This is a genomic window from Nocardiopsis alkaliphila YIM 80379 (assembly GCF_000341005.1).
Taxonomy (GTDB): Bacteria; Actinomycetota; Actinomycetes; order Streptosporangiales; family Streptosporangiaceae; genus Nocardiopsis; species Nocardiopsis alkaliphila.
Window position 1 is genome coordinate 1 of record NZ_ANBD01000119.1, and the last position, 3690, is coordinate 3690.

Here is a 3690-nt window from a genome sequence, read left to right on the forward strand (position 1 = left end):
ACGGCGGTACCACCGGCCATCAGCGCCGCGGGGGTGGGCTCGTCGGAGCTTTGGAAGGGGAAGGTCCGCTCATGGTGGGCCGTCAGAAACGACAACAGCATCGACGGTGGGAACTTCGGCTCGTCGCCGAATCCACCGTTGGCGGTGTCGTAGTCACGGATCAGTGCCTGCACGGCCAGGTCCAGGTCGGCGGCCGTCGGTGGCGGAGACGTGGCCAGACGACGCGGGGCGCCGAGCGCCTCCACCACACGCTTGCCCTGTTCGAGCAGGTCGGAGCGCTTGTTCCGCCACGCGGAGGCGACACCTTCGAGTAGGCGTTGGAAGTGGTCACGCGGGAAGTAGGTGCCGCAATAGAAGGGAGCCCCGTCCGGAGTGGCGAACACGGTCATGGGCCACCCGCCATGTCCCGTCATCGCCTGGGTGGCCTCCATGTACACGGCGTCGACGTCGGGGCGTTCCTCGCGGTCGACCTTGACATTGACGAACAGGGTGTTCATTTGGTGCGCGGTGACCTGGTCCTCGAAGGACTCGTGGGCCATGACGTGGCACCAGTGGCAGGCCGCGTAACCGACCGAGATGAGCAGGGGCACGTCGCGGCGGCGGGCCTCGGCGAAGGCCTCCTCGCCCCAAGGCCACCACTCCACCGGGTTGTCGGCGTGCTGTAGCAGGTACGGACTGGTCGCGTCGCTCAGACGGTTGGACATGTCTCCACTCTGCCAGGCGGGTCGAGGATCGACCGAACGTTCGATCCCAGAGCCCCGAGATGCCCCGGATCACCCCATGCTTCTAGGGACCGTTCTTTGGATGATTTCGGTCGGCTCGGCGCTTGCGCCGACCGATGCGAGCGGCCGTCCACGCGATCTTTGGCCAGACGATGAGCGAAGGTCGGCCCGGGCTCGGCCGTCCGAGCGACATCGGCCCCGGTTCGTGACCACGCCGCCGCGTTGGCGAGGGCCATGGGTCCGGTTCGCCGATCTCTTTCCCGGACTCGGAAGGCGCGCCACGCCACTCGCGATGGCCCTGGGCCGGAGCACCCAACGCAGGATGCCCCGATCCAGGAAACCCTAAGCGGTACCACCCTTGCCGGAGGCGTCCTCGGCGGCGGGGTCCTCAGCGGTCGCCTCGGCGGTGGAGGCTCCCGCGGGGCTCCGACCTTCCTCGGACGTCTTCTGCTTCTCCACCTCCGCCTCGGCCCGGACCACGCTCAGCTTGCCCGTCATACTGCGCATCAGGAAGAACAGGGCCACACCGAGCACGAAGATGGCGAGGAAGCCCAAGACCCCTGGTGTGACGGTGTCCTTGTCCAAGGAGAAGCTGTCGGCGAGCACCGTCGCGGACGTGAGAAGGGTGTTCATACCGTTCATTCTCCCATCGCCTCACGGACACCCGCGAAGAGGTCCTTCTCGGGGACCTCCGTGTCCACCAATGAACGGACCAGGTGGTAGTCCTCGGTCGGCCATGCCTCGGACACGATCTCGTTGGGCACCGCGAACCAGAACCCGTTGGGGTCGATCTGGGTGGCGTGCGCGCGAAGCGCGTCGTGCGCGAGGTCGAAGTACTCGCTGCAGTGCACGCGAGTGGTGATCTCCCAGCGGCGACGATCGCTCGCCTTGATGCGCTCGGCCCAGTCCGCGAAGGGGTTCTCCATGCCTCGCTCGGCCAAGACCTCGGCCAAGGCGTCGAAGCGCTCGGGTGGGAAACCCACGAAGTAGTACAGCTTGAGGGGCTGCCAGGGCTCACCGGCGTCCGGATAGGCCTCGGGCTCGGGCGCGGCGTCGAAGGCGTGCATCGACACCTTGTGCGTCATGATGTGGTCGGGATGCGGGTATCCGCCGTTCTCGTCGTAGGTGAGGATCACGTGCGGGCGGAACCGACGGATCGCGGCGACCAGCGGTGCGGCGGCCTCCTCCACGGGCAAGGTGGCGAAGCATCCCTCGGGCAGGGGCGGCAGCGGGTCGCCCTCGGGCAGACCGGAGTCGACGAACCCGGCGAACTCCTGCTCGATTCCGAGGATCTCGCGGGCGCGGTTCATCTCCTCGCGGCGGACCTCGGCGATGTTCTCCCGGATCTCGGGGCGCTCCATCGCGGGGTTGAGAATGTCACCGCGTTCGCCACCGGTCATGGTGACGACCAACACTTGGGCGCCCTCTTGAACGTAGCGGGCCATCGTGGCCGCACCCTTGCTGGACTCGTCATCGGGATGGGCGTGAACGGCCATGAGCCGCAGGCTCTCGGACAACGAAGGATTCTCCTTGCTAGGTGTCGACGACCTCTGGGCACAGGCGTCCATCATCACCCCGGAGTTCACGGCGTGGACGACTCACGTGCGGGCCGCGTAGGGGGGCTGTCGGGTCGGGGATATCTTAGACAACACCGTTTCCTCGCTCGGAGATTCCCAATGTCAGCGACCCCGGAAGATGATGCCGTGAACAGTGCCGACCCAGCTCCAGCGCTACGCAAGCGCCATGGCAACGGGCCCGTCTTCTTCATCGTGGGCACCATCTTCGCGCTGGCGGTCACCTTCGGTTGGGGCATGTCCGTGATGAACTACACCGGCCTGGGTGGTCAGGTCTACCACCAGGTGGTCACGGCGTCCGCGCCCTCGGCGTCGCAGGCCCAGATCTCCTTCGAGGTGAACAGTCGGGACGGGGCCGAGTGCCTCATTCGTGCCCTGGACTCCCAGATGGTCGAGGTGGGCACGCACAGGGTCGAGGTGGAGTCCGGGAACCGTATGGTCAACGCGACCGTTGAAACGGTTCGTCAGGCTTCCACGGTAGAAGTGGCCTCATGTAGGGAACAAGGTTCGCAGGACTGATCCACAGAACCCTCCCCTACCGGGTACCAGGGGAGCGAAACCTCGAGAACACGCACACCGATGCGCCATCGCGCTCGGTGATATTCTCGTAAGTTCAGCTCAGGCCGCCTGGTGGCCTTTGCTACTAGTACACAAGGAGTTCCCGTGACCCAAACCCGCGATGACAACGTCACCTGGCTCACCCAGGAGGCGTATGACCGGCTCAAGGGCGAGCTGGACCACCTGTCGGGGCGAGGGCGTATCGAGATCGCGGAGAAGATCGAGGCCGCCCGGGAAGAGGGTGACCTCAAGGAGAACGGCGGCTACCACGCCGCCAAGGAGGAGCAGGGCAAGATGGAGGCCCGTATCCTCCAACTCACCGGGATCCTGCGCACCGCGCGGGTCGGCGAAGCGCCCCACACCGAAGGCGTGGTCGGCCCTGGCATGACCGTCACCGTCAGGTTCGACGGTGACGACGAGGAGGTCACCTTCCTGCTCGCCTCACGCGAGGAGAGCGGCTCCCCCATCGACGTCTACTCCCCCAAGTCTCCGCTGGGCGAGGCCATCAACGGCAAGAGCGTGGGCGAGAAGGTCAGCTACGAGTTGCCCAACGGCAAGAGCCTTGGCGTGGAGATCCTCGAAGCGGTTCCCTACACCGGCATGTGACACGGCCACCGCGGGTGGGGTGGAATCGACTACGGGAGGAGGGGCGGCCAGAGCCGCCCCTCCTCCTGTACGCCCGATAGTGTGCTCATCACCTTCCCCGCTCGATCAGGTCCTCCGATCCAAGGAGCAGGCGGCCACATGTCTTCGCCCTACTGGAACCCTCACGGCCCCCACCACGCCGGCCGACCACCGCAGACCGGCGGTTGGGCCTATGGCGGCCCACCTCCGCC

At 66.4% G+C, this 3690-nt stretch carries 5 protein-coding genes; 2 read left to right on the forward strand and 3 right to left on the reverse strand.

Going from position 1 to position 3690, the window contains the following annotated elements:
- The 3 genes from D472_RS0116945 to mca form a co-directional block, all read right to left on the reverse strand.
- On the reverse strand, positions 1-704 hold a 704-nt coding region (locus tag D472_RS0116945), incomplete at its 3' end, for a thioredoxin domain-containing protein (protein WP_017605665.1).
- A gap of 360 nt (positions 705-1064) precedes the next feature.
- Positions 1065-1355, reverse strand: a complete 291-nt coding sequence (locus tag D472_RS0116950; RefSeq protein ID WP_033304089.1) for a hypothetical protein — start codon at positions 1353-1355, stop codon at positions 1065-1067.
- Between the two features lie 5 nt (positions 1356-1360).
- The gene (gene mca / locus D472_RS0116955; RefSeq protein ID WP_026117788.1) at positions 1361-2239 is read right to left on the reverse strand and encodes a mycothiol conjugate amidase Mca; all 879 of its coding nucleotides are present in this window, start codon (positions 2237-2239) and stop codon (positions 1361-1363) included.
- Positions 2240-2398: 159 nt separating this feature from the next.
- Between mca and D472_RS0116965 the strand changes: the two genes are divergently transcribed.
- Positions 2399-2815, forward strand: a complete 417-nt coding sequence (locus D472_RS0116965; RefSeq protein ID WP_026117789.1) for a DUF4307 domain-containing protein — start codon at positions 2399-2401, stop codon at positions 2813-2815.
- A 144-nt stretch (positions 2816-2959) separates the two neighbouring features.
- Complete coding sequence (gene greA / locus D472_RS0116970) at positions 2960-3460, forward strand: transcription elongation factor GreA (protein WP_017605670.1); 501 nt, start codon at positions 2960-2962, stop codon at positions 3458-3460.
- The last annotated feature ends 230 nt before the right edge of the window (positions 3461-3690 follow it).